The 19,702-nt window shown below is 68.9% G+C and carries 20 protein-coding genes; 12 read left to right on the forward strand and 8 right to left on the reverse strand.

Translation table 11 applies throughout. The features are described from left to right. Nucleotides 1–13: 13 nt before the first annotated feature. Nucleotides 14–4,663 (reverse strand): FtsK/SpoIIIE domain-containing protein, encoded by a 4,650-nt coding sequence (locus B0675_RS11665; RefSeq protein ID WP_081218741.1) that lies wholly within the window; start codon nt 4,661–4,663, stop codon nt 14–16. 311 nt (nt 4,664–4,974) lie between these two features. On the opposite strand from B0675_RS11665, the gene B0675_RS11670 reads away from it, so the two are divergent. The 11 genes from B0675_RS11670 to B0675_RS11720 all read left to right on the forward strand — a co-directional run bounded on the left by B0675_RS11670 (nt 4,975) and on the right by B0675_RS11720 (nt 13,011). After that, nucleotides 4,975–5,280 (forward strand): WXG100 family type VII secretion target, encoded by a 306-nt coding sequence (locus tag B0675_RS11670; protein ID WP_081218742.1) that lies wholly within the window; start codon nt 4,975–4,977, stop codon nt 5,278–5,280. Between the two features lie 131 nt (nt 5,281–5,411). After that, complete coding sequence (locus B0675_RS11675) at nt 5,412–5,714, forward strand: hypothetical protein (protein WP_081218743.1); 303 nt, start codon at nt 5,412–5,414, stop codon at nt 5,712–5,714. Next, nucleotides 5,714–6,979 carry a putative T7SS-secreted protein gene (locus tag B0675_RS11680; RefSeq protein ID WP_081218744.1) on the forward strand — a complete coding sequence of 422 codons (1,266 nt, stop codon included), beginning with the start codon at nt 5,714–5,716 and terminating at the stop codon, nt 6,977–6,979. Before B0675_RS11675 ends, B0675_RS11680 begins: the two co-directional genes overlap by 1 nt. A gap of 26 nt (nt 6,980–7,005) precedes the next feature. Further along, complete coding sequence (locus tag B0675_RS11685; protein ID WP_081218745.1) at nt 7,006–7,587, forward strand: hypothetical protein; 582 nt, start codon at nt 7,006–7,008, stop codon at nt 7,585–7,587. Next, a complete protein-coding gene (locus B0675_RS11690) occupies nt 7,584–8,252 on the forward strand; it encodes a hypothetical protein (protein WP_241539760.1) in 669 nt (222 codons plus the stop codon). The genes B0675_RS11685 and B0675_RS11690 overlap by 4 nt, the downstream gene beginning before the upstream one ends. After that, nucleotides 8,249–8,812 (forward strand): hypothetical protein, encoded by a 564-nt coding sequence (locus tag B0675_RS11695; RefSeq protein ID WP_081218746.1) that lies wholly within the window; start codon nt 8,249–8,251, stop codon nt 8,810–8,812. The genes B0675_RS11690 and B0675_RS11695 overlap by 4 nt, the downstream gene beginning before the upstream one ends. 213 nt (nt 8,813–9,025) lie before the next feature. Continuing rightward, nucleotides 9,026–9,340, forward strand: a complete 315-nt coding sequence (locus B0675_RS11700) for a hypothetical protein (RefSeq protein WP_081218747.1) — start codon at nt 9,026–9,028, stop codon at nt 9,338–9,340. After that, nucleotides 9,337–10,740 carry a hypothetical protein gene (locus B0675_RS11705; RefSeq protein WP_081218748.1) on the forward strand — a complete coding sequence of 468 codons (1,404 nt, stop codon included), beginning with the start codon at nt 9,337–9,339 and terminating at the stop codon, nt 10,738–10,740. Before B0675_RS11700 ends, B0675_RS11705 begins: the two co-directional genes overlap by 4 nt. Nucleotides 10,741–10,818: 78 nt before the next feature. Beyond that, nucleotides 10,819–11,646: a hypothetical protein gene (locus tag B0675_RS11710; protein ID WP_081218749.1), complete on the forward strand. Its 828-nt coding sequence runs from the start codon at nt 10,819–10,821 to the stop codon at nt 11,644–11,646. A 73-nt stretch (nt 11,647–11,719) separates the two neighbouring features. Next, nucleotides 11,720–12,412: a hypothetical protein gene (locus tag B0675_RS11715; protein WP_143661061.1), complete on the forward strand. Its 693-nt coding sequence runs from the start codon at nt 11,720–11,722 to the stop codon at nt 12,410–12,412. Continuing rightward, nucleotides 12,412–13,011, forward strand: a complete 600-nt coding sequence (locus B0675_RS11720) for a hypothetical protein (RefSeq protein WP_081218751.1) — start codon at nt 12,412–12,414, stop codon at nt 13,009–13,011. Before B0675_RS11715 ends, B0675_RS11720 begins: the two co-directional genes overlap by 1 nt. On the opposite strand, the gene B0675_RS40975 is transcribed toward B0675_RS11720, so the two are convergent. The 7 genes from B0675_RS40975 to B0675_RS11750 form a co-directional block, all read right to left on the reverse strand. Beyond that, on the reverse strand, nt 12,989–13,180 hold the full coding sequence (locus B0675_RS40975; RefSeq protein ID WP_143661062.1) for a hypothetical protein: 192 nt from the start codon (nt 13,178–13,180) through the stop codon (nt 12,989–12,991). The genes B0675_RS11720 and B0675_RS40975 overlap by 23 nt on opposite strands. Before the next feature lie 50 nt (nt 13,181–13,230). Continuing rightward, a complete protein-coding gene (locus B0675_RS11725; protein WP_081218752.1) occupies nt 13,231–13,893 on the reverse strand; it encodes a hypothetical protein in 663 nt (220 codons plus the stop codon). Between the two features lie 22 nt (nt 13,894–13,915). Further along, the gene (locus B0675_RS11730) at nt 13,916–14,812 is read right to left on the reverse strand and encodes a hypothetical protein (protein ID WP_081218753.1); all 897 of its coding nucleotides are present in this window, start codon (nt 14,810–14,812) and stop codon (nt 13,916–13,918) included. A 12-nt stretch (nt 14,813–14,824) separates the two neighbouring features. Then, nucleotides 14,825–16,105 (reverse strand): hypothetical protein, encoded by a 1,281-nt coding sequence (locus tag B0675_RS11735; RefSeq protein WP_081218754.1) that lies wholly within the window; start codon nt 16,103–16,105, stop codon nt 14,825–14,827. Nucleotides 16,106–16,112: 7 nt separating this feature from the next. Further along, nucleotides 16,113–16,415, reverse strand: a complete 303-nt coding sequence (locus B0675_RS11740; RefSeq protein WP_081218755.1) for a hypothetical protein — start codon at nt 16,413–16,415, stop codon at nt 16,113–16,115. A 358-nt stretch (nt 16,416–16,773) separates the two neighbouring features. Beyond that, nucleotides 16,774–17,595, reverse strand: coding sequence for a hypothetical protein (locus tag B0675_RS11745; RefSeq protein WP_347108645.1), 822 nt, complete (start codon nt 17,593–17,595; stop codon nt 16,774–16,776). Nucleotides 17,596–17,801: 206 nt separating this feature from the next. Continuing rightward, entirely contained in the window at nt 17,802–18,455 is a 654-nt protein-coding gene (locus tag B0675_RS11750; protein WP_081218756.1) for a hypothetical protein, read from the reverse strand. A gap of 465 nt (nt 18,456–18,920) precedes the next feature. On the opposite strand from B0675_RS11750, the gene B0675_RS11755 reads away from it, so the two are divergent. Further along, on the forward strand, nt 18,921–19,568 hold the full coding sequence (locus B0675_RS11755; protein WP_081218757.1) for a hypothetical protein: 648 nt from the start codon (nt 18,921–18,923) through the stop codon (nt 19,566–19,568). Nucleotides 19,569–19,702 lie beyond the last annotated feature (134 nt).

Here is a 19,702-nt window from a genome sequence, read left to right on the forward strand (position 1 = left end):
GCCGCCCGTCGGGTCACATCGGCGTGGTCACCGTCAGCGGTTCGCCGTCGCCGAGGTGCAGCAGGCCCTTGCCGGGGGCGACCGGGCCGCCGACCATGCTGCGGTTCGTGCGGATGCCGATCAGCTCTCCCGCGGACGAGTCCTGCGGTGACAGCAGGATGCCGCGGCGGCCCTTCTTCATCTCCACCTGCCAGCCCGAGAAGCCGCTGCACACGTCCTCCTCGTCACCGGCGATGACCAGGCCGAGGCCGCGTTCGGCGCCGCGCTGCACGATCCGCTTGAAGACCGTCTCGGCGTCGCAGTCCTCCAGGACCTCGCCGTCGTCGACCAGGACCACGATCGGCTCCTCGCGGGACGCCGAGTCGATGGCCTCGCGCAGGTCGTCGCCCTCGATGTCGTCCTCGTCGAACACCTTCAGCACGCCGTCCTCACCGTCCAGTTCACGGAGCGGGGAGGGGCGGGGCGCGGCGACGACCAGCCGGACGCCCTGGGCCAGGTACGAGCGGGCCAGGTTCATCAGCGTCGTGCTGCGGCCCGACTTGGCGGGGCCCGCGATCACGAACGTCGGCACGCCCTGGGACAGGTCCGGGCCGAATCCCATGATGTCGTCGCCGCCGATGCCCACCAGCCCCCACAGCCTGGAGCGGGAGGCGTCCGGGTCGCGCATCTCCCAGGCGTCGGCGAAGGTGATCCGGGTCGGCAGTACGTCGACGCGGAACGGACGCCGGTCGCGCGGCAGTTCCGCGTCCCGCGCGGCGGCGGCCTCACCGATCGCGGACAGCGCCGCGGCCTGCCCCTGGCCCGTCGCGTCCTCGGTGAGCAGCGCGAACTGCGTCTCCGTGCCGTGCTCGTTGCGGTAGCCGCGGCCGGGCGGGATCTCCTCGGGGATCTTGCGGGCGTTGATGCCGATCAGCGAGAAGTCGGAGCGGTCCGCGAGCCGCAGGCCGTACTTGTCCTCGGTGAGCGAGCCGATCCGGGTGGACAGGATCTGCCGGTCGCCCGTCATCACCATGTGCAGGCCGACGCTCGCGCCCTCGCGCATCATCGCGGTCAGCTGGTCGGTGAGGTCACCGTGGTCGTACTCGCCGAGGGTCGGCAGCCAGCCCTCCCAGCGGTCCAGCAGCACCACGATGTGCGGCAGCCGCTCGCCCTCCGGCACCGCCGCCCGCTGCTCGCCGATGTCGGCGAACCCCGCGTCCGCCAGCAGGTCCTGCCTGCGCGTCAGTTCACCCTTGAGGCGGGCGATGAGACGGACCACGCGCTCCGTCTGGTTGCGGCCCACGACGGCACCGCAGTGCGGCAGCCGGGTCAGCGCGTTGAGCGCGCCGTTGCCGCAGTCGATGCCGTACAGGTGGACGTCGGCCGCCGAGTGGGTGCGGGCCAGCGAACCGGCGATCGTGCGCAGGATCTGCGAACGGCCGCTGCGCGGGGCACCACCGATGAGCAGGTGCCCGAAGGAGGCGAAGTCCACCACGACCGGCCTGCGCGCCTGGTCCGCGGGCAGATCCTCCACGCCGTACGCGGCGGGGGCCAGCTTGCCGGGGCCGCCCGCGAACGCGGGCACCGGGACCTCGTCGAGGAGCAGCGTCTCGGACAGCGCCGGCAGCCAGGGGCTGTGCTGCTGCGGGATGCCGAGCACCCGGTTGGCGTCCCGGACGGCGTCGACCAGCACCTTCAGGTCGGTGATCTCCTCCTCCTCGCGCTGCTCGGCCTTCGGCTTGACCAGAGCGGCCCGCCCGAGGTCCGCCCAGTCCAGCGGCCCGGCCCACGGCGCGAGTGCCGCCGGATCGGCGGCACCCGGCCGTCGGCCACCGACGCGGCCCGACTGGAACGGCACCAGCGAGGCGTGCCCGAGCCGTACGTACGCCCGGCCCGGTGTGCTCTTGGAGATGTGCCCGGCCTCGGGGGAGTCGATGACGTCGCTGGACTCCCCGCCGTCGGTCACGCGCAGCGCTATCCGCAGGTTGGTGTTGGCCCGGATCTCCGGCGAGACCACGCCGCTCGGCCGCTGGGTGGCCAGCAGCAGGTGGATGCCGAGCGAGCGGCCCCGCTGGGCGATGTTGACCAGACCCGTCACGAAGTCGGGCAGATCCCGCACCATGGAGGCGAACTCGTCGATGACGATGAGGAGTCGGGGCACGGAGGCGTGCGAGGGGTCGCGGCGGACGAGATCCTGGTAGTCCTCGATGTCCTTGGCGTCGGCCGCGGCGAGGATGTGCTCGCGCCGCTTCAGCTCCGCGCCGAGCGACTCCAGGGCGCGCTCCACGAGATGGGCGTCGAGGTCGGTCACCATGCCGACGGTGTGCGGCAGTTTGACGCAGTCCTTGAACGCCGAGCCGCCCTTGTAGTCGACGAGGACGAACGTCATGTTCTCCGGGGTGTTGGCCACCGCCAGCGACGCCACGATCGTCTGGAGCAGCTCCGACTTGCCGGAGCCCGTCGTACCGGCGATCAGACCGTGCGGCCCGTCCCGCCGCATGTCGATGCCGAACGGACCGTCGTACGACTCACCGATCACGGCCATCGTCGACTGGCCGCCCATCCGCCAGCGCGCGGTGATCGCGTCGCTGCTCGGCGGTTCCAGCTGGAGCACGTCGAGCAGCCGGCTGGCACCGGGCAGGGCCGAGTCCTCGGTCTCGCCGCTGATGTCGCGGAGCGGTGACAGGGCGCGTGCGAGCCGTCCGCACCAGGCCGGCGACACGAAGTCCGGCCGTACGTCCTTGACCCGCGCGATGCCCGTCTGCTGCACGCGCAGCCGCAGTTCGAGGGGCTTGCCGGCGCCGGCGGCGGAGTCGTCGGGCTCGGCCGCGTGCCAGGCGTGGAAGGACGGGAAGCCGCCGGGCGCCGCCGGTGCCGTGGGCGCGGTGCGGGCCGACTGCCGTGCCGACGCGTGCTCCTCGGGCTTCGGCTCCGCGATCACGATGGCCTGGCACTCGCCGGGCAGGAACCGCTCCTCGGCGTCCAGGCAGAGCGCGTACATCGACATGGCCGGGCCCTCGCGCAGCAGCCGCACCACACCGGGCATGGACCGCAGCCGGCGTGAACCGTCCCAGACGACGACGATGTCGGGGTCGCTGAACGACGCCTTGTTGCCGTTCGCGCGGGCGGCCTTCTGGCGGGCGTCGAGGAGCTGGGTCAGCTCGCCGATCCGCGCGCCGACGGTCTCGGCGTCCGTGCCGATCAGCACGTTGGCGTCCTGCGCTCCGGCCGGCCTGCTGTGCGGCAGCCAGCGCACCCAGTCCCAGCTGTCCCGGCCGCTGTTCTCCGTCAGGACGTAGAACTGCACGTCCAGCGGGCTGTGCAGCACCGCGGCCTGCGCGACGGCCCAACGGCCCAGCGCCTGCGCCGAGTCACCAGGTCCGGCGATGCCGACGACGCCGCGCTCGGCGAGCGGCAGGGAGACCGGCGCGTCCTCGATGGTCCAGGTCACCTGGCGCTTGTGCTCGTCCCGCTCGGGGTCGTCGAGCACGACCTCGGACGGCATCCGTCCCGTGCCGACGCGCAGCAACAGGTGGTCGGCGTCGGTGCGGCGCCGCTCCCACAGCCGGGTGCGCGGCCCGGTGCCCAGCGACAGCACGGTCGCCGGGTCCGGTATCGCCTGGCGCCGGTCGAGCCGTTCGGCGACCAGGGCCTCCTGGGCGTCGTTCTCGATCCGCTCCTTGTGCTCCTTGTACTCCTTGACCTGCTTCGCGTGGGACTTGCGCCCCTGCTTCTTGTCCATGAAGTAGTTGCCGAGCATGATGAGCGGGCTCAGCAGAGCCATGATCATGTAGTACCAGCGTCCGAAGACCATCACCATGACGACGGCACTGACCAACGGCGTTAGGGCCATCAGCCAGGGCAACGGCCGCGCCTCGTAGTCCCGTACGGGACTGGGCAGCCGGAACTTCGTCTCCCGCTCCGGCGGATGCAGGCGCGGCGGCCGGTTGTAGTCCAGCCCCGTACCGTCCTCGGACCACTTGAGAGCGGCGTTCGGCGGCGCGTAACGGTCGAGCTGCAGCAGGGTGTTGCCGACGGCGACCTGAGCACCGAGCGGCCAGGTGTCGTCGTCGAGGGAGGCGAACAGCTCCCCGTCGAGCCGTACGCCGTCCTTCCGGTCGGCCCCCTCCGCGGCCCCGCCCGCGCTCGGCTTCTCGCCCGCGCCCGCCCGTTCGCCCGCACCCGCCTTCTCGCCGTGGACGTCGAGACGGCAGGTTCCGTCGGTTGCAACTGACAACGTCAGCGCGCGGGAGGCCAGTTCGGGATCGTCGATACGGATGGAGGAGGCGGGGCCGCTGCCGATGTCGTAGCGGCCGATGCCGAGCCGGTGCACGGCTCCCGCCGCGGGACCGCCGGCCACCCGCAGCTCGACGAGCCCGGTCGGCTCGCCGGGCAGACACCCGGCGGGATCGTGCAGGCTGACGACGGCACCCTCACGGAGCGGAGAGGTGCCGATGGTCGCGCCGGGATCGACGGGATACCCGTCGACGTACGCGACCGGCGCACCACCGCCCGCGGCTCCCTGGTGGTGGCCGAGCGGGATGATCTGCGCGCCACCGCCGTACCCGACGTGTTCGGCCAGTTCCTTGGCGATGTCCCCCACCGAGGACTCCGGATCCGCATCAAGAACGACGTCGGCGGTGGCCCCGCCGAGCGGATCGACGACGGTCAGAGTGAGCCGCACGCTCGTCCTCCCCCAGACACCCGAGGCCGCTTCCGGAACGCGGGCCACAGTGCCCCCGACGATATCCGCTCACCCCTTCCCGCAGGCAACGGGCGGTGTGAGGGAACGACGAAGGCCGCCCACGCACCGTGTCCCGAAGCGGTTCCCGGCCCCGCCCCCGCCGCTCCCTCTGGTGCGGGCTCGTGACAGAACCGGGGTGTGCTCCTGCAAGCGCCATAAGTAAGCTGCATGCTCAATGCGGACGATCGCATCATCCGCACCAGGAGCCACGGGGGTTGGCCCTGCGGCGAGTTGAGTATGGAGGACGCCACATGGCCGGCGGCAAAGACGCAGACATCACTTACGAGAAGATGCGGGGCGCTGCTAAGCGACTGGGCCACGAGAAGGAGAAGATGGAGGACAAGCTCCACGGCCTCGACAGCTACATCGACGGCCTCGTCGCGGACGGCTACACCACGTCCAAGGGCTCGCAGGCCTTCGACGACTCCTTCAAGGAGTTCACCAAGGGCATGAAGGACACCCTTGAGGGCCTCAAGGGCATGGCCAAGTTCCTCGAGGACGCCGCGAAGGCGTACGAGGACCTTGATGATCAGCTGGCCAAGGGTGTCAAGGGCTGACGAAGCCCGGCGTACACGCACAGCTTGAGTGCGATGGGGCACATCCCGTGCCCCATCGCACTGCCGTGTCAGATGTCGGAGTCACGAGACGAGCACGGTGAACTCCACACCTGTCCTGGGGGAATTCTTCAATGGGTGACAAAACCGCGTACGACCTGGATCTGATCAAAGACTGTTCCCGGTCCTTGGGCAAGATCCACCGTGAGTTCGAACACCACGGCAATCCCGCTGACGGCTACAACGATGCTCTCGGGCACGGTGGCCTGAAGGATGCCTTCGGCGACTTCGGCGACACCTGGAAGAAGACGCGCAAGGCGCTCATGAAGGAAATAAAGAAGCTCGCCGAAGCCACGTCGGTCGCTGCTCAGAAGTACGAGGAGATCGACCATGAGCTGGCCAAGGCCATTTCAGGTGCCAAGGGGAAGGGCAGATAGTGAGCAGGCGATCCGGCGACTGGCCGCCTTTGTGGGACGACGATCCGACTCCCGGTGATCCCCACGAAGTCGCCTCACTCGGACGCAAGTTGCGCACCATGGCCGAGATGATCGACGAACAGGCCAGGGTCATCGCGGCGTTGTCGTCCGTGGACGGCTGGGACAGCGACGCGGGACGCGCTTTCAATGAGGTGGCGGACGGCGCGGGCGACCGGCTGAAGAAGGCGTTCGAGCGGTACGACGAGGCGGCGAAGGCGCTGGGGGTGACGGTCGCGGACGGGGAGTCGAAGGAGTTCGCCGGAGAGCTGCACCGTGCTCAGCAGAAGGCCGACAGGGCGCTGGCGGACTACCAGGAGGCCAAGAGCGATCACGATCTCGCGGAGCGGGAGGTGAAAAAGTTCACCGACAAGCACCTCGTCACCGACATTCCCGAGGCGGACAGACCCGAGTACGAACGCTGGAAGAAGAAGCAGAACGAGGCGCTGCACCGGATCGGCCAGGCACGGGGGGACGTCAAGGACGCCCGGGACATCTTCGACGACGCGGGGGACCGCGCGGCCCGGCACATACGGGACGTCGTCCATCACGACGCCGTCAGAGACCCCGGCGGATTCATGAACTGGCTCGCCGACTGGGCGGACACGTTCTCCAACCTGTCGGCGATCCTCTCGGTGCTGGCCGTCGTGTGCGCTTTCGTCCCGCCTCTGCAGTTCCTCGTCCCCATCTTCGCGACGCTCGCCGTCCTCTCCAGCGCGGCCGCCCTGGCAGGCCACGCGTACGACATGTCGGTGCGCGGCGGGAAGGTGAGCTGGCTGAAGCTGGGCACCGACGCGCTGGGCATCCTCCCCGGCCTGGGAGCACTGAAAGGCTTCCGAGCCTTGAGCGGCCTCAAGGGTGTGGCGAAGCTTCGCGCCCTCGGGTCGTTCAGGGGAACCGCGGCCGTGGCCGGCATCGGTCACAACTTCCTCAATGGCCTGAGCGTCACGTTGACCAACAAAGTGCTGGCCAACGGTCTCAAGTTGGGTCAGAAGCTGGGGGCTTCCGGCCTTCCGGAGAAATTCGTGCCGCTGGGCGGCAAGGAGATCACGGCCGCCATCAAGGGGACCGGCCTGGCGAGTGCCCTGCACCGCATGTTCAGCGGAGAGAACGGCGGGACGACCGGCTATCAGCCGCCCGCCAGGACGCCCGACCCGACGCCCCACCCCACACCGAGCCCTTCGCCGGGGCCCTCGCCGAAGCCGTTCCACGCCGCGCTCGCCGCGTAGCGTGACGGAACGAAGGAGAACGGCACATGCGTGACGAAGACGAAGTCGAGCTCGGGGAATGGGAGTTCATCGGACGCCGGGGGACGGATCCCGTCCGGCTCGTTCCCGGTGAGGTGATCGCCGCTGTGCCCGAGGCGCGAAGACTGGCGGAGGAGTCCGGACAGGACGTCTCCTTCGACTATCTGGACGACGGCGCGGTGCTCCGCATGCTGCGCCTTCGGCACGAGGACGAACAGGAGATGTTCACGGCGGGCTTCAGGACCGGGGTGCCCCTCGCGCTCATCGGGTTCGGCGGGGCGGTCTACTGGGGTGGCGTGGCGCAGTACTGGGAGTCGGACCGGGCGCGGCTCGTCTACCTCGCCGCCGCGGGCATCGCCGTTCTGCTTCTGCTGGGCTTCTGGATCCGAGCCGCGGTACGACACTGGGGTGATCCCGCCCGGCAGAATGTCCGTGCGAGAGCGAAGAGGTATCGCGAGGTCGCGCACGTGGCCCGCGACGGAGGGGCCGAGGTTCCCGCGGGCTATCCGCACTACGGCCCGTACCCCTTTGCGGCCACGTACCGGCATGGCGTGGAGGAACGCGGCCGGGACGGGAGGAGTGGGGCGTGACCGTCATATCGGCCGAAGGCGGTATGCGGGAATCGGTGGACCGGAACGGCATCGACATCCGTTGGATCATGCCCGACGGCTTCTTCGAGATCCCGATGGACGCGGAGGATCTGGACGAGACCGCCGACCGCCTGATGGAACTCGCCCGGACCGTGATGCCGGAGGCCGACTTCGCCGTGCAACTGGAGTGGGCCGTCATGCTGGCCGCTCACTACGACTCGTTCGTCGAAGCGGGAGTGCACTACTCGGGGTTCGTCCTCACCGAGGTCGAAGGCACGCGTTGCACGGCCACGGTGACCGTGAGCATGATCGACCTCGATGCCGAGGCCGGCCCCCGTCCCGTGGGGTTCCTGGGCTCGTCCCTGCGACACCTCGGCATCGGACAGGTCAGCGAGATCGATCTGCCGTGCGGTCCCGCCGTCTGCTGCATCGGGGAGCGCCAAGGCAGTCTGGACGGCGGTCTTACGGTGTCGGGCAAGGACGAGGCTCTTCGGACGTCCTTCATCCAGGTCCAGGTGCCGTTGACCAACGGGACCGTCGTGGTACTGGAGATGAGCACGCCCACACCTGAAGGATGGGACGTGTTCTCGTCCATGTTCGCCGGGGTGGCGAAGAGCGTGCGCCTGTTCGACGTGGAGGGCGAGTCGCTGGTGATGCCGGCATGACGACCGGACCGGACGTCTCGGCACCGCCCAAGGACTATCGACTGCTGGTCCCGCGGGAATGGTTCAGGATCGACCTTGGCCATGAGCGGTGGCGCCGAGAGCTGAAGACGTTCGTGGACCGTCAGGCCGAGGGCAAGAGTGTCCCGGCGGAGGTCACCCAGGAAGCCTGGGCGACCCTGCGCAACACGGCTGAAGCCGCCGTGGCCCAGGGCGCGTTGGAGCTCTTTCTGCGGCCGGAACTGCGGGACGGCAGCATCCTGCCCGTGTCGCTCGTGGTGAGTCTGATCCCCACGCCCGGCGCTCCCTCCCCCGACCAGCTCTTCGCTTCCTTCAGCGAGCGGGAGCGCAGTAAGGGGACCGGCGCCGAGGTGTCCACCGTCGTTCTGCCCGCCGGCGAAGCGGTCCGGATTCGCACAGGGACGACCATGGACTGGTACATCCATATGCCAGGGTCCGTCGGCTACCTGGTCCTCGGCTTCGTCGTCCCCCTCACCGGAGTGGACGGCGCGATGGGACGCCTGTGCACCTCGATCGTGGAGTCCCTGCGCTGGATCATGTGAGCCGGGTACCTCTCGGCTCCTCGACTCGGCCGGATGGACTTTGCTTCCGGGACGTCCGCAGAGGCTCGCACTGACGGTCTCTGTACGCCCCCTTTGCTCGTCATTGGTTGCCGCCTCGAAAACGCGTGCAACAGGGTGGGGGACGGCCGCCGTGAGGTGGGTGTGCCGGACGAGGCAGCCGCGGGGGCCGCCGGAAGGCACACGGGGGTGGCAGTGGCGGATCACATCGCGGTGTCCACGTCGGAGTTGCGGGACATCAGCCGCTCCGTCGCGAAGCTCACGTCGCACTTCGAGGGCGCCAAGGACCTGGTCGACTCCTACGACGCGGAGATGGGGTCGGGCGAAGTCGCCGACGCCCTGGACGCGTTCGCGGACGACTGGAAGAAGAAGCGCAAGCAGCTCTGCGACGGTCTGGAATTCCTCGGCAGGACGGCCGGCGAGGCCGCCAAGGCGTACGACGGCCTGGATCAGCACCTCGCCGACGCCCTGCTCAAGTCCCAGTCCGGCAAGGGCGGCAGCGGCACATGAGCGACGACTTCTCCGGCGTCGACTGGCAGACGGCCCGCTACGACGACCGGGAGTTCACCCCGGGCGATCCCTACGAGGTCGCCCGGCTCGGCAAACGCATCGCCGACACCGCCGCCCTCATCGAGGACCAGGCGACCAAGCTGCACAACCTGGTCGACGGGAACGGGTGGGACTCCGACGCGGGCCGCGCGTTCCAGCAGAAGACCGAGGACACCGTCGGGCTGCTGACCGCGTCGCACCACCGGTACGCGGCCGCGGCGGACGCCCTGGGCTCTCGCGTGGGCTCCGCTCCCTCCGACGAGCACCAGCACACCGACTGGGCCACCGCACTCGACCACGCGCAGAACCTCACGCGGGACGCCCTGAGGAAGGCCAAGGCCGCCGACGCCGACCGCAGCCACTGCCAGAAGCAGATCGACCAGCACCCCGGGCCCGACGACCACCCGGACAAGAAGAAGCTGGACAAGCAGAAGGAGTGCGCCGACGGCGACCTGGAGGACGCCAAGACGGCCCTCCGGCGGGCCCTGTCGTACCGGGACACCCAAGCCGGGTACGCCACGTCGGCCATCCACGACGCGGTCGAACACGACGGACTCAAGGACCCCCGGCACCACTGGTGGGACAACTGGAAGGACTGGGTCGCGGACATCGGCCACTGGGCCGGAGTCGCCGCAGCCGTCCTCGGCGTACTGGCCCTCGTCCTGAGCTGGGTACCGGTACTCGGCGAAGTGCTCGCCGCCCTCGCCCTCATCGCCTCGGTCGTGGCCCTGGTCTGCGACACGATCTCCGCCCTCGACGGCAAGGGCACATGGCTCGACGTCGCCATCGACGCCGTCGGCGTCCTGTCCTTCGGCGCCGGCCGCGTCCTCGGCACGACCGCCAAGGAAGCCGCCGTCGCCGCCCGCGGGGCCTCCGCCCTGAAGGACGTGCAACTGGCGAAGGACATGGGCCTGAACCCGGCGGCCGCCCGCGGCCTCGCGGAAGCGCTCAACGGGGTCAAGCCCGGCCAGATCGGCAAGGCACTGGCGGAGGGGCCGGCAGAACTCCTGCCCCGCATGAAGTCGGTGGTCAAGGAGTCCCTGAACGTCAAGGCGTACGTCGACGACATCCGCGTCGCGGCGGGCCGACTCCCCGGCGAGGAAAGTCTGGTGACCGCCGCCGCACCGAAACTGGCGCAGATCTCGGCGTCCTCGTTCAAGAGCATGGCGCAAGCCGGCAAGGCCCTCTACATCGGCAGCCAGACGCTGCCGCTCGCCCTCGGCTGGTCCAACCTGGCGCCCGTCGGCGAGGGCGAGGCGAAGGCCACCGGCCCGAACCTCCTGAGTGGACTCAAGGAGATCCCGGGGATCGGAGCCGGCGGAATCCCCTTCTACAACTGGACCTGGAATGCCGGTGGCTGACGCGAGCGGACGACGCCGGCGACGCTGCGCCTCCCGCACGGAACCACCGGGGCGGGCCACGGAACAGGGAGCCGGTTCGTGACAGGAGAAGACGCCGCGGAGTCCCTCGACGCACTCTTCGCGGGCCTGCCGGAGGACGGGCGGCGAACGCTGGAACAGATCGGCATGGGGCTGCCCGAACTGCGCCGCATGGCCGCGCAGGACGGTGGAATGGTCCGCGTTCGGGGCGTCCTCTCCGAGTTCACCGCCCGCCAGGAAGCACGGCATCCCGGCGACGACGAGGGCCCACCGGAGCGTGCTGCCGTACGCCCCTGGGCGCTGTTGTTCGCGGCGGCCGTCGTGGGGGTGGCCCTGACTGCGCTGGGCACCCTCCTGATCCACGAGACCGCAGTGCTCGTGGGCGTGATCTGCGGCCTGGGTGTTCTCTTCACGGCGTTGCGGACCCGCGCGTCGCGCGGGGGCCTGGCGCTGCGCTGGATCACTGTCGCGGCGTACGCGGCCCTCGTGCTCACCGTCTCCTTCAACACCCAGCAGTGGTACCTGAAGGTCCGGGGAGTCGAGCAGACGGTGACGATCGCCGCACCGCTCCACCAGTGGACGCACGGGACCCGCGAGACGTACTGCCGGGTCCGGCTCGGCGACGGCTCCGTGCACCGGGTACTCGACAACAGGGAGAAGTGCGCCGACCGTGCCGGTCTCGACGGCACGGCCGTCGTCGATCCGGCCGGGCACTACCGGCCCTTCCTGGGGACGAGGTCCGACATCGGCGGCAGGGCGGGCGCCTTCGCCGCGCTGGGTGCCGCCGCCGCTCTGATCCTTGCCCCGGTGGCTGCCGTGGTCCTGGGGCGCCGAAGGCCGCGCACCGGGCACCCGCGAGCGGGGCTGGCAGGCGGAACGAATGCATGACAGTGGGCGAACCGAGCGCGGAGAGCGATCCAACGGGATGACGGGCGACGCGAGACAGGGCACGGCTGCCGACGTGGGACGGAGCACGGCCGGCGACCGGGCCAGGAGCAGGACGGCCACTGACCGGAGCGGTACGACCGGTGCCGAAGAGCCGACACGCGCACCCGGCACCGACGCGGAGACCCACCCGGTACCCCCCTCCGACTACCGCCTCGCCGTCCCCGAGGGCTGGGAACGCGTCCTCCTGGACCCGGAACGCTGGCCGCACCGGATCGACAAGCTCGTCAACCGCGGCCTGCGCAGAACCCGGGCCACCCCCCAGCTGAAGTCCGCGCTCGCGGGACGAATCCAGGCACAGGCCGAAGCGGCCCACGCGAACGGCGGGGTCGAGATGTACCTCGTCGACCAGGTGATCGGCCAGGTCCCGGTGTCCGCCGGTCTCGTCGTGACCCTCCTGCGGCCCCCACCCGGCACCGCTGCCGGGGACCTCTCCGACACCGCTCTCTCACTCGCCGCCGACGGCGCCGACGTCAGCACCGTCGACCTCCCGGCGGGCCCCGCCGTACGCCACCTCTACCGCCGTAGGCCCTCGCCGGACGACCCGGACGGCAACAGGCTCACCGTCACGCACCTCGACGTCCACCTTGCCGTTCCGCACAGCGACCAGCGCCTGCTGCTCTCCTTCTCCACCCCCATGGAGCCGCTGGCGGACGCACTGGTGACGCTCTTCGACTCGATCGCCCGCACCCTCCAGTGGATGGCCTGATGCCCGAGTACGCCGATTCCACCGTCCACATGAAGGCGCCGGACGGCGCCGTGACCCTGCCCGTGCGCGGCGCGGTCGATCTGGACTCCTGGGCGCAGGAGGCCGCCCGTCTCCGGGCCGGCCACGACGCCGACGCACGGTTGACCGAGGTGCTCGCCGTCGAACTGGCCGAGGCGGCGGCCGACGCCCGCACCCGCGCCCCGATCGTCGCGCTCTCGTACGTCCCCGAGCCCCGGCTGGGGGAGTTGGCCCGCGTCGAGCTCTCGGCCCTGGTCGCCGACGAGACGTACCCCGCGGTGACGGTGGACCTCCTGCACCGCTACCTGGCCACACCGACGAGCATCTCGCTCCGGCCGCCCGAGGCCGAGCACCGCACCCTGCCCGTCGGGCCCGCCGTACGCGTCCGGCACGCCTACGTCCAGGAACCCGACCGCGACGGAACGGGCACCGTCCTGGAGACCTGCGCCTACGGCATCTGCCCGGACGAGAAATGGGGCCTCGTCCTGCTCACGTCCTGGCGCGCCCTGGCCCACACGGACGCGCTGTGCGCCCTGACGGACGGCCTGGCGGAGACGGTCACGGTGACGTCGGCTCGGTGAGTCCGGTCAGGACTTCCACTCCCACGAGGACGACGACAGCAGCGAGTCGAACGCCGAACGCTCTGACCGAACGGGCGCGCCGCACGGACTTGGAGAGGACGGTGAAGGTCGGGCCTTCGGGCCACCCGGCCAGGCAGGTCTCTCCTGGGGCGGGACGCCAGGCGGTCATTCGAGTTGCGCCTTCAGCATGCGGCTGAGGCTCGCCTGGAGTGGTCGCCGTCACGATGCCGCGTCAGAGATGTCGGGAGCAGTGTCGCGGAACGACAACGTCCGGAGAACGGCGATCAACAGGTCGCAGAACTCGCCCCAGTACTCGGTGGATGCGGTGTCCAGGGTGAACACCGCGGTGTAGGGACCCGTGGGGAACGGCACCTGAACCTGGATCTGCCCTGTGAGGAGCTGCACCTCGGCACCACTGGCGGTGACCTCCGGCGCCAGCGTCACCTCTCGCATGGTCACGCACGAGACCGCGGGACCGCAAGGGAGGTCGAGCCACCGGGCATCGCGGTGTGGATCACTGCTGAGCGCGGTGAGGATGCCGTGGGCGGCGATCTCGGGATCGTCCTGCTCCGTCTCCACGGCGGCCACTGTCAGAGCGCACTGGACCACACCACCGTCGTCGGTGGAGAAGAGGCCCATCGCCGAGTACGAGACGCCGGTGTGCGCCAACTGCTCCGCGAGCGCCGCGTAGTACGGCGCCGCGGGCGTCCACAGTGCCTCATCGCCGCGGGAGTAGAGCTCTCGTACGAACGACTCGGAGAGGGCGGCACGGTCGTCGGGCGTCGCCGCCAGAGGCAGGCTGAAGAAGCCTTCGGGTGTGGTGAACGAGAGCGGCGGTATGTCGTCGAGCTCGGAGAGGACGGGTATCGCAGGTGTGGACATTGGGGATCGGATTCCCTTCCGGTCAGATGTCGCCCTTGTGGAATCGGGCGTTCTCCCCGTCCGGGTCCATCAACTTGAATGCTTCGCTGCCGATGCCATAGGTGGGATCCACGCGATCGTCGTGCTGGTAGTTGACGTACACGTTGCCGCTCGGCCGCCGGTAGATCAGCAGCGTTCCGCCGGGGTCCTTGCCTGCGAGGAGTTCTTGGACGGCGTGTTGCTGGCCCGGGGTGAGGTCGTCCCGATCCATCAAGGGAAGTGGATTCTCCAAGGCGAGGGTCGCATCGTCGCGGCAGTTGCTGTTCCACCCGGCCAGTCGGCACCAGGATCCGTCGGCGAACGTGATGGTGAAGTCCGTGTCGTACAGACTGAACTTCTTCCGAGCGGCCACTCGGATATTAGATCGCTGGGTCTCCCAGAGGACCTTGTCCCGGGGCCTGTCCCCTTCGTTCTGCAGCCCCAGAACGAGGACCCGCCGGTCCGTGACGGCCAGGTGTGTGTGTTCTGTCCCGGGCCGGCGAGCGGGGTCGAGTTGCCAGGGGAGCGTACGGGCGAGGCCGTCCAGAGGTGCCCACATGACGGGGAAGTCGTCAACCTCGTTCTCCGGCTCCTCCGGGGTTCCGAGGGTTGCTGCGTTCCCTGTGCTGCCCGAGCCGGCCAGGGATTCCAGGACGCCGAGTGTTGCGACGAGCAGCGCGCCTGCTCCGAACTTCGCACCCGTGCGCAACCGGCGTTCCCTCTTGCCACGGAGGGTGAAGTGTGGACCCTCGGGCCAGCCAGGCAGGTCGTTTTGGATGTCGTTCCGCTCGGTGTCCCGGAACCAGCGCATGTCTGCGACGGCGTCGGCAGCGCCCGTGGCGAAGCCCACCGCGACCCGCGCGATCAGTGTCTCGTTCGCGTCCGGTTGCCAGATCGTCATCGGTCTCGAGCCTTAGTGTGCGGTGGCGGATTGATGGAGACGGTTGCCGGGATCGGCGGATTCGCCGCTGTGCAGTCCGATACTGATGCCCTTGGGTAGCACCTTGCCGGCGACATCGATGCCTCTGCCGAGTTTGCTCAGAGGATCGACCGTGAACTTCTCTCCGAGGAGAGCGGCCCCCTTGGTGCCCAGCCACTGCCCCTGGTGGTAACCGGCCTCGGCGAGGCCTGCCAGGCGGTTCATAGTCCCGCTCTCGCTGCTGAGCAGGGCGATGTTCTTGGCGGCGCCCCCCAGAACGATTTTCCTCCCCAGCAGTCCTACGCCGCCCTCGACGACGGTCGCCATTTTCCCGGTGGCCATGAAGTTGAACGAGGATGCGATGGGCGACACGGTGAAGCCCTTGCCGAATTCGGCGATACGTTCCGCGGCCAGGCCCTTCGTGGCCACCTTCGCTCCCTTTCCGAACATCCCGATGCCGGGGAGCAGCCCGATGGCGTCGGTTCCCATCGTCAGCCAGCTGACGTCCGCGCCGCCTGCCATGGCCACTCCGTGTGCCAGGAGGGCCAGTCCGCTGGTCAGGAGGGCCGCAGCGCCGAAGATGGCTCCGAGAGGCTCGAAAGGCAGCGTGATGATGGCGAGGACACCCAGAACGGTGGTGATGTCGCTGAGAACGTCGCCGATCTGCTTGATCAGGTCGGCGTGGTCCGCGACCCAGTCGGCTGTTCCGTTCCAGGCGTCGGCGATGCCGTCCCCGAGCCTGTCCCAGAACCCCGGCTCGTCCGGGGCGATGTCCGCGGCCTTGTCGAGGTCCTTGCTGACGAGCCCCGCGGCCTTCTTGTAGCGGTCTTCGAGGTCGTGGAACTTGGCGATGACGGCGTCGACCTGGCCCGAGGCCTTGCCAAGTGCTTCGCTGCCCTTGCCGTCACCCTTCTGGTCGGCCTTCTGCTGGGCGTCGGCCTTGGCGTCAAGCTTGTCTCCCGCTTCCTTCTCCAGCCGGTCGGCCTCGTCCTGGAAGTCACTCAGCTGCCCCGACCAGCGATGCAGGGCACGTGATGCCTTGTCGAAGGAGTCGTGGCTCTGCTTGATCAGCGGCGTCACATCGGTGGATATGTGCTCGCTGAACGCGATCGCGGTCTTGCCCTTCCAGGCGCCGAGCTCGATCTGCTGCAGCTCCCGCAGGGCGGTCCCCAATTCGCCCGCCAGTCCGCCGAGTTTCTTGGCGAGTTCCTGGGTCTGGTGCACGTCACCGGGGGTCGGGTCCCAGCCTATGTGGGGGAAGGAAGGTCGTCCCATTGCCGCCTCAGTTCCCCTTCTTCTTCGGGGCCTTGAGGGATTCCGCGAGATCCAGGTCCAGCTTCTCGAAGGACTTCCCGATCTTGTCGATCATCTTGATCGCGCCCTGCGTGTGCTTGCCGAGCTGCTTGATCCCGTAACCCCAGTCGTCCGCGAAGTCGTGCACGTCGTCCACGAGACCGCTGTCACCGACGACCGAGCCGTCGGTACCGCGAAGGGTGCGGCGTGCGGCGTCCACGCGGTCGGTGACGGTGGAGAAGGTCTTCCGCAGATCCTCGAAGATCGTTCCTTCGAGCCGCAGGTCACTCACGATGGTCGCCCCCGTTGCGTCCGTGAAGGGATCGCCTGGACAGGTCCGCACAGATCTCGCGGCGGAGGTGTCGGTGGAGCCCGGCACCTTCGGATGTGACGATCACCGCGGCGATCCTACTTACCGGCGTCCGCACGAAAGCAGTGAGGGACAGGGTGCGGTGTTGTTTGGGATGCGTATGGGCCTGAGTTTGCATCGGCTTGGTGATGTGGTGATTAATCCGTGATTCCGGATCGCGAAGCGGGATGCCGTCTCCGACGTGATGTCGAGCCTGCGGCCTCTGGGTGAAAGGCCCCGTCCTCGGAGGTGGGGGGCCCGCTCCATGTGGTCTGCTCAGGGCAGGCCCCCGGGTGCTCCATCAGCGGTTGACGGACTGGATCTCCTGGACGGTCACGTCCTGGGTCGTCCCGAAGGTGCCGTCGGGCAGGTCTCCGCCCGCGCCGCCGCTGCCGGTCCAGTTCACGGCCCAGGTGATGGTCGCCCTGAGCTGGTACGTCCCGTTGCCCGACGAACGCAGGTACTTGATGCCACAGGGCGGCGTCTCGTGGGCCTTGCCCTTGGCGAACGGCGCACCGATCGAGTCGTCGTCGTTCAACTGGCACTCGCCCGATCCCGGGTAGGTCTCGGCGTCGGCGGTACCCGGCTCCAGTTTCAGCGAGACGGGCTTCGCGGTGGTCGTCGCGGAGATGTTGAGCCCGGCGACGTCGAGAGCCGCGGTGACGGAGACCTCTTTGAACGTCGCCTTGTCGAGCCAGGCCCAGGTGGGGAGGTTGACCTTGGTGACGTTCTTGGGGGCGAGGGTGACTTTGGTGTCGGGGAGCGTGAGCCTGTTGTAGGCGAGCTCCGCCAGAATCTGGGGAGTTACGGCATTCTTCACCGGAGGCGTGTCGCCGTTCTCGACCCAGAAGGGCAGCTCGCTACAGGTGAAGGCGGCAGGGTCGTCCAACCGGTTCGGATTCTGCACCGACACCCAGAAGTTTCCCTCGTCGGCTTTGTCGAGGTTGTAGTCCTTGTACTTGCCGTCCTTGTACATGTCCCGGAACTGGCCTGTCGCCGACTTCGCGTAGCTGGGCTGGCGAGGGTCATTGACGATGTCGTCGTATTCGCCTTCGACATGCTTCCGGAAGTCAGCCGCCGACTCCGGCTCGTACCAGCAGGCCGGTGGCGTCCAATTGCCCACCGGTGTGACGTTGCCAGGCCTTGTTCCGCCCGTGCCGGTGCTACCGGAAAAGGTGATACGCGACTCAAGGGTCTTGCCGGACCGGTTGCTCGACGTTTTCACATCGCCGTCGGAAGTGCCGTGGCCTCGGGTCGCGAACGCTGGGCCGGCCTGGAGCGCGCAAACGGCGACCAGGGAGCCGGTGAGCAGCCATCTGCCGAGGTCCTTCACGGCGTGCACTTGGCGTTCCCCCTGTCAGAGACGAGTGCGGTGGTCTGCCAGACGCCGTCCCTGGCCTTCTTCAAGTGCGTGTTGTAGAAGACGTACGCGTCATTGTCCGAGGGCGTCCTGTCGACCTTGCCCGTCTTGTGGTTCTTGTTGAACGCCTTGCTCTCGTCGGTGCAGAACGTGACGCCGGCTTCCGTACTGCCGTAGAGAGTCACCTTCGGATCGAAGTACCGCACTGTCCCCGTGTAGGTGATCCCGTCGTCCACGAAGGACTTGACCCACTGGGCTCCGCTGACGAGGGCATCCCCTTGTCGGTAGAAGGCCAGGGCGGGTTCATCAGGATTGCCCTTGATGATTGCGTAGTTGGTGGCAGTCTGCGCGCGTCCCGCGTCGGCGAGGACGGCGTCCTTCGCCGCGTCACCCGTTTTCCAGTGCTGGAAGTCGTCGATGACATCGGCGGGCAGCGTGATGTTCGGTCGCTTCGCGTCGTCGGACGCGGTCGGACTCGGTGACGGCGAACTCTTTTCGCCCTGATCCGCCCCCGCGATCTTGTCGTTCCCCTTCGAGCTGTCGTCCCCGCTGCCGCAGGCTGTCAGCAGGAGGGCCGCGGTCGCGGCGAACGCGGCAGCAACGGGCAAAGAGCGGCGCTTCACAGTGGACTCCCCGTGAGACATCAGTTCAACCAAGTCAGTCAAGGGCAACGACGGTATCCGTGGGGCTGTTGGTTTCGCCAGGAGGTACCTCCCCGGGGATGGGGATGAACGAGGGCAATTGCTCGCCATCTGAGCGTTTTCCCAGCCCCGGGCGGCCCTCCGTACGTCAACTGCGTGATCCCTCCACAGATCCGCCACGTTCTCGACACGGCACCCGGGCGGAATCCGGAGCCGCCGCCCGGGTGCCGGGCTTCGCCCGTGAGCGTCGCCCCCTTCGCAGGAGTGAGCGCCGGCTACGTCAGAGCGGCCCGCCCCGGCGGCTCGACGCGTACGCCTCCCACCCCCGCCCGATCCCCACCTCGTACCCTGACCCAAGCCGCCGGTCCGAACAGAGTGGCGAGCGTGCGCCGGCTGCGGCGAACGATGAACGACGAACGACCGACCACGACCCCGGGGGACACAGCCATGGCCCGCTATATGGAGACGCTCACCATCGAGCGCGGCGGATTCCGGATCAAGGTGCCGGAGTCGTGGTGGGAGTTCGATGTGCGGCCGGAGTCGCGGGACGACTCCATACGGCGGATGGTCAGCGAACGGATCGACGAACGTCCGGAGTTGGCGCAGTACCGCGACACATACACCGCCTTCCTGCGCAAGGCCGCCGCCGACGCCTGGAAGTCCGGTGCCCTGTACTGCGGCTGCATGGCGGAGTCGTTCGGTGGTGACACCCCGATCACCGGATCGGTCACGGTGTCGATCGTCGGCGGGCGCTCGCAGACCGGCGAGCCCCTCTCCACCGACCCGCAGGTGATCGCCGGCCAACTCGCGGTGCGGGAGGCCAAGAAGGAGGGGGACGCCTGGCGCAAGGTGACGACCGTCGAGATACCCGGCGTCGGTCCCGCCGCGCGGACGTACGGGATCGAGGACATCGCCGTACCGGACGACAGCCTTCAGCGCACGATCCGTGCCGTCCTCATGCAGACGTTCATCCCCGTGCCCGGCCAGGAGGGCAAGGTCGCGCTCGTCGCCGGGAGCAGCCAGGTCCTCGACCTCGCCGACTCCTTCTTCGACATCTTCGACGCCATCACCTCCACCTTCCGCTTCGCGGCGTAACGCCCCGGCCGCCACCTCCGGGTCCGCCCCGGCGTCCCTTCCTCGCCTCGCACGCATCCAGTAACTTCGCTCATGCATACGAGTGTTGTTGGTGTCGTTGGTGGTGTTGCTGTCACGGGGGTTGCGGCATGGCG

It is taken from the genome of Streptomyces sp. M41(2017), from assembly GCF_002078175.1.
In the GTDB taxonomy this organism is placed as follows: domain Bacteria; phylum Actinomycetota; class Actinomycetes; order Streptomycetales; family Streptomycetaceae; genus Streptomyces.

What these genes read in the sequence shown, in the direction of transcription:
- B0675_RS11685 (WP_081218745.1), top strand. Translation starts at nt 7,006, where the DNA reads ATGCGTGACGAAGACGAAGTCGAGCTCGGGGAATGGGAGTTCATCGGA.
- B0675_RS11730 (WP_081218753.1), bottom strand. Translation starts at nt 14,812, where the DNA reads ATGACGATCTGGCAACCGGACGCGAACGAGACACTGATCGCGCGGGTC.
- B0675_RS11670 (WP_081218742.1), top strand. Translation starts at nt 4,975, where the DNA reads ATGGCCGGCGGCAAAGACGCAGACATCACTTACGAGAAGATGCGGGGC.
- B0675_RS11735 (WP_081218754.1), bottom strand. Translation starts at nt 16,105, where the DNA reads ATGGGACGACCTTCCTTCCCCCACATAGGCTGGGACCCGACCCCCGGT.
- B0675_RS11675 (WP_081218743.1), top strand. Translation starts at nt 5,412, where the DNA reads ATGGGTGACAAAACCGCGTACGACCTGGATCTGATCAAAGACTGTTCC.
- B0675_RS11695 (WP_081218746.1), top strand. Translation starts at nt 8,249, where the DNA reads ATGACGACCGGACCGGACGTCTCGGCACCGCCCAAGGACTATCGACTG.
- B0675_RS11725 (WP_081218752.1), bottom strand. Translation starts at nt 13,893, where the DNA reads ATGTCCACACCTGCGATACCCGTCCTCTCCGAGCTCGACGACATACCG.
- B0675_RS11705 (WP_081218748.1), top strand. Translation starts at nt 9,337, where the DNA reads ATGAGCGACGACTTCTCCGGCGTCGACTGGCAGACGGCCCGCTACGAC.
- B0675_RS11755 (WP_081218757.1), top strand. Translation starts at nt 18,921, where the DNA reads ATGGCCCGCTATATGGAGACGCTCACCATCGAGCGCGGCGGATTCCGG.
- B0675_RS40975 (WP_143661062.1), bottom strand. Translation starts at nt 13,180, where the DNA reads ATGACCGCCTGGCGTCCCGCCCCAGGAGAGACCTGCCTGGCCGGGTGG.
- B0675_RS11720 (WP_081218751.1), top strand. Translation starts at nt 12,412, where the DNA reads ATGCCCGAGTACGCCGATTCCACCGTCCACATGAAGGCGCCGGACGGC.